4 protein-coding genes and 2 pseudogenes are annotated in these 5,041 nt (G+C 58.4%); 4 read left to right on the top strand and 2 right to left on the bottom strand.

The annotated features are described in order from the left end of the window. On the top strand, positions 1 to 1,447 hold a 1,447-nt coding region (locus ACV4UY_RS16485), incomplete at its 5' end, for a hypothetical protein (protein WP_491608645.1). A gap of 166 nt (positions 1,448 to 1,613) precedes the next feature. Beyond that, a complete protein-coding gene (locus tag ACV4UY_RS16480) occupies positions 1,614 to 2,015 on the top strand; it encodes a calcium-binding protein (RefSeq protein WP_491608644.1) in 402 nt (133 codons plus the stop codon). 560 nt (positions 2,016 to 2,575) lie between these two features. On the opposite strand, the gene ACV4UY_RS16475 is transcribed toward ACV4UY_RS16480, so the two are convergent. Beyond that, positions 2,576 to 3,157, bottom strand: coding sequence for a superoxide dismutase (locus tag ACV4UY_RS16475; protein ID WP_491608643.1), 582 nt, complete (start codon positions 3,155 to 3,157; stop codon positions 2,576 to 2,578). Positions 3,158 to 3,383: 226 nt separating this feature from the next. After that, a pseudogene (locus tag ACV4UY_RS16470) lies at positions 3,384 to 3,872 on the bottom strand (superoxide dismutase); the annotation flags it as partial. A gap of 254 nt (positions 3,873 to 4,126) precedes the next feature. Here ACV4UY_RS16470 and ACV4UY_RS16465 point away from each other — a divergent pair. After that, positions 4,127 to 4,405, top strand: a complete 279-nt coding sequence (locus tag ACV4UY_RS16465; RefSeq protein ID WP_491608642.1) for a hypothetical protein — start codon at positions 4,127 to 4,129, stop codon at positions 4,403 to 4,405. Between the two features lie 12 nt (positions 4,406 to 4,417). Beyond that, positions 4,418 to 5,041 (top strand): annotated as a pseudogene (locus ACV4UY_RS16460) (hypothetical protein); the annotation flags it as partial.

Genomic DNA, 5,041 nt, shown 5'->3' with positions numbered 1-5,041 from the left:
GTGGGACCAAGCCTGCGTCGAGCGGGACCAAGCCTGCGTCGAGCGGGACCAAGCCTGCGTCGAGCGGGACGAAACCGGCCTTGAGCGGGACGAAGCCTGCGTCGAGCGGGACGAAACCGGCGTCGAGCGGGACGAAACCGGCGTCGAGTGGGACCAAGCCGGCCTCGAGTGGGACCAAGCCTGCGTCGAGCGGGACCAAGCCTGCGTCGAGCGGGACCAAGCCGGCCTCAAGCGGGACCAAGCCTGCGTCGAGCGGGACGAAACCGGCCTCGAGCGGGACGAAACCGGCGTCGAGCGGAACCAAGCCTGCGTCGAGCGGAACGAAACCGGCCTCGAGCGGAACAAAACCGGCCTCGAGTGGGACCAAGCCGGCCTCGAGCGGGACGAAGCCTGCGTCGAGCGGAACCAAGCCTGCGTCGAGCGGAACCAAGCCTGCGTCGAGCGGGACCAAGCCTGCGTCGAGCGGAACGAAACCGGCCTCGAGCGGAACAAAACCGGCCTCGAGTGGGACCAAGCCGGCCTCGAGCGGGACGAAGCCTGCGTCGAGCGGGACCAAGCCTGCGTCGAGCGGAACCAAGCCTGCCTCGAGCGGGACGAAGCCTGCGTCGAGCGGAACGAAACCGGCGTCGAGCGGAACGAAACCGGCGTCGAGCGGGACGAAACCGGCGTCGAGCGGAACGAAACCGGCGTCGAGCGGGACGAAGCCTGCGTCGAGTGGGACCAAGCCTGCGTCGAGCGGAACCAAGCCTGCCTCGAGCGGGACCAAGCCTGCCTCGAGTGGGACCAAGCCTGCGTCGAGCGGAACGAAACCTGCGTCGAGTGGGACGAAACCGGCGTCGAGCGGGACGAAACCGGCCTCGAGTGGGACCAAGCCTGCGTCGAGCGGGACCAAGACTGCCTCGAGCGGGACCAAGCCTGCCTCGAGCGGGACGAAACCGGCGTCGAGTGGGACGAAACCGGCCTCGAGTGGGACCAAGCCTGCGTCGAGCGGAACGAAGCCTGCCTCGAGCGGGACCAAGCCTGCGTCGAGCGGGACGAAACCGGCGTCGTCGGTGTGTACGAAGCCTGCGTCGTCAATGCACACGAAGCCTGCGTCGTCAATGCACACGAAGCCTGCGTCGTCAATGCACACGAAACCGGCGTCGTCAATGCACACGAAGCCTGCGTCGTCGTCGCACACGAAACCGGCGTCGTCGGTGTGTACGAAACCGGCGTCGTCAATGCACACGAAACCGGCGTCGTCAATGCACACGAAGCCTGCGTCGTCAATGCACACGAAACCGGCGTCGTCAATGCACACGAAACCGGCGTCGTCAATGCACACGAAACCGGCGTCGTCGGTGTGTACGAAACCGGCGTCGTCAATGCATACCCAACCGCCATCTTCAGGGCATTCCGGAGTGCATCCGACCTGTGCGCCGCATCCGGAACCGACGCATGCGCCTGAGCCTACCTGTGCGCCGGAACCTACCTCCTGTGCGCCGGAACCGACACATGCGCCTGAGCCTACCTGTGCGCCGGAACCGACGCATGCGCCTGAGCCTACCTGTGCGCCGGAACCTACCTGTGCGCCGGAACCGACGCATGAGCCTGTTCATCAGGATGGCGTGTCGTTGCACGGTACGTCCAAGAACGATCTGATGGTTGGAACCTCTGGAGATGATCACCTCTGGGGTGGAAATGGCAACGACACCTTCCTGGGCAGGGGGGGTGATGATGATATGTTTGGTCAGGCTGGCAATGACCTGTTCATTTTTGGCAATGCCCAGAGTGCCACGGTGGATGGAGGTCAAGGCAAGTGGACGGACATCATCGACTTGACCGATAAGTCGCTCTCCATGACCGGCCACTACGATGGTGGGTGGACTGCGCATGTTGACGATCATACGGTTACGGTGACCAACGCCACGCAGCATGGTGTGCTCGATCATCTGGACAATGCATCCGGCTCGATCACGTTCAATGCGACCGGTGATGTGATTCACTTTCAGAACATCGACAAGATCGAGTGGTGACGAACTTGAGAATCTGCCGTGAAACTCCCGCAAGGGAGGTTCACGGCAGGGTGGGGCTTCCCATCAGGTAAGGCACCCAAACAAAAAATGGCCTGGAGAGCATATCTCCAGGCCATTTTGTTTGGGTGCGCCCGGCTGTCCGGTGGTGTGGGAGAACGGCGGGGTGCTCTGCCTTTCCATACCCTGATTGTTACAGAGAGATTTCGATACGGCGTTGCGATGTCCGTCGTTGCACACAAGTCGTATGCCGAGTTGCTCGGGTCGTTGCGTCATTTCTGATGAAGGGACGCTGCCACGATATGTCAATGCACGGTTTGGGACACTGTGATCGTCATGCCAACCAGAAGGCCGCCTGGAATCGTGTTCCAGGCGGCCTTCTGGTTGGTAAGATTGTATGATGGGGTGCCTCCCGACCGGGATGGATCTCCCTGATGGGTGCCTCCCGACCGGATGGATCTCCCTGATGGGTGCTCCCCGACCGGGTGGATCTCCCTGATGGGGGGTCCCCGACCGTGGATCTCCCTGATGGGAGTTCCACGGTAAATGACGAGGATTGGTCGTTACGACGCGAAATGGCTGGCCACGAAGTCCCAGTTGACCAGGTTCCAGAACGCTTCGACATACTTGGGACGCGCATTGCGGAAATCGATGTAGTAGGCATGCTCCCAGACATCACAGGTCAGCAGCGCGGTTTTTCCCTCGGTCATGGGGGTGGCTGCATTGCTGGTACTCATCAGGTCCAACGAACCATCCGGATTTTTGACCAGCCAGGCCCATCCGGAACCAAAGGTTCCAATGGCGGTGTTGGTGAAACGCTCCTTGAAGGTCTCGAAAGAGCCGAATTTGGCGTTGATGGCATCGGCGAGCGCGCCGGTCGGGGCGCCACCGCCACCGGGGGTCAGGCAGTTCCAGTAGAAGGTGTGGTTCCAGACCTGGGCCGCGTTGTTGAACAATCCTCCCGACGAACTCTTGATGATCTCTTCCAGGGATTTTTCCTGATCCGGCGTGCCGTCGATCAGCTTGTTGAGATTGGTGACATAGGTTTGATGATGCTTGCCGTGATGGAATTCCAGGGTTTCGGCGGAAATATGGGGCTCCAGGGCATTCGGTGCATAGGGCAAGGGGGGCAGTTGAAAGCTCATCGTCATCATCCTTCTTGTTGGCGTGAATGCTGGGGATGTGCGGACATCCCGAAATCGCGATTATCGATCATGATACCTCAATATGGAGGCGGTTTCCATACGGCAATGTGGCTGACATGTAAATTATTTTTTAGTTATGTTATTGAGTCTGAATCATAACAATTAGACGAATTTATTCATATTCTTATTCTTTAGCTCAAAGTTATACTGTTCATGTAAGCATTTAATATCGTTTATCCCAGACATCACAGGTCAGCAGCGCGGTTTTTCCCTCGGTCATGGGGGTGGCTGCATTGCTGGTACTCATCAGGTCCAACGAACCATCCGGATTTTTGACCAGCCAGGCCCATCCGGAACCAAAGGTTCCAATGGCGGTGTTGGTGAAACGCTCCTTGAAGGTCTCGAAAGAGCCGAATTTGGCGTTGATGGCATCGGCGAGCGCGCCGGTCGGGGCGCCACCGCCACCGGGGGTCAGGCAGTTCCAGTAGAAGGTGTGGTTCCAGACCTGGGCCGCGTTGTTGAACAATCCTCCCGACGAACTCTTGATGATCTCTTCCAGGGATTTTTCCTGATCCGGCGTGCCGTCGATCAGCTTGTTGAGATTGGTGACATAGGTTTGATGATGCTTGCCGTGATGGAATTCCAGGGTTTCGGCGGAAATATGGGGCTCCAGGGCATTCGGTGCATAGGGCAAGGGGGGCAGTTGAAAGCTCATCGTCATCATCCTTCTTGTTGGCGTGAATGCTGGGGATGTGCGGACATCCCGAAATCGCGATTATCGATCATGATACCTCAATATGGAGGCGGTTTCCATACGGCAATGTGGCTGACATGTAAATTATTTTTTAGTTATGTTATTGAGTCTGAATCATAACAATTAGACGAATTTATTCATATTCTTATTCTTTAGCTCAAAGTTATACTGTTCATGTAAGCATTTAATATCGTTTATGTGACGGATCAAAGGAGATGCCGATGTTAAGTCCGGAGGAGTTGAAGAGTCGCAAGTTTGCAACCACGCTCGCAGGTGAAGATTTGTTGACCAATCGCAGCCATGCCGTCATGGAGGGAAGCACCCAGCATTTCTATCTGGGATATGCCTATCCGGGGAGTGGCGAGGCGGATCCGGTCTGGATGATCAAGAGGATCAGTCTGTTCGAGGATGGCACCACGGCCACGAAGTTTGCCGCGGGTGAGGCGCGTTTCGACCAGGCATGGTCCGACCATGTATCCCTGACCTATGCGTGATGGAGGTGTGTCATGTCCAGATTCGAGTTCAATCCCATGACCGGTAAGCTAAACCAAGTCAACGATGCCGTGGATTTTGGGGCGGCTTTTCGCGGATTTCACGATGCCGTGACCGTGTATGCGGTTGGTGATGTGGTGATGGAAAATGGTTTGATTTACGTGTGCAGGCAGGTTGGAAGTGGCCATGCGCCCGCCACGTCTGGCGAGTACTGGCAGCAATTGGCGTTGCAGGGTCCGCAAGGTCCGCAAGGTTCGCAAGGTCCGCAAGGGGAACCTGGCGATCCGGGAGAGACGGGGCCGCAAGGCTTGGCGGGTCCGAGTGGTGCGATGGGTCCGCAAGGTCCGCAAGGGGAGGCGGGTCCGCAAGGGGTACAGGGAGGCGTGGGTCCGCAAGGGGCGCAGGGTGTGCAAGGGGAGCCGGGTCCGCAAGGGGCCACCGGTCCACAGGGACCACAAGGACCACAAGGGGCCACCGGTCCCCAAGGGATTCCAGGTCCGCAACGCTGGTATCAGGGTTCGGGTGTCCCATCGGACGCGATCGGCGCCCAATTCGATCTTTATCTGCGCGGCGACAACGGCCATGTCTACGAAAAGAGTATTTCCACCTGGAGCGACACAGGGATCAACATCAAGGGG

It is taken from the genome of Candidatus Magnetaquiglobus sp., from assembly GCF_058402785.1.
The sequence above is the reverse complement of the archived record's forward strand: the minus strand, read 5'-3'. Positions and strand labels throughout refer to the sequence as shown.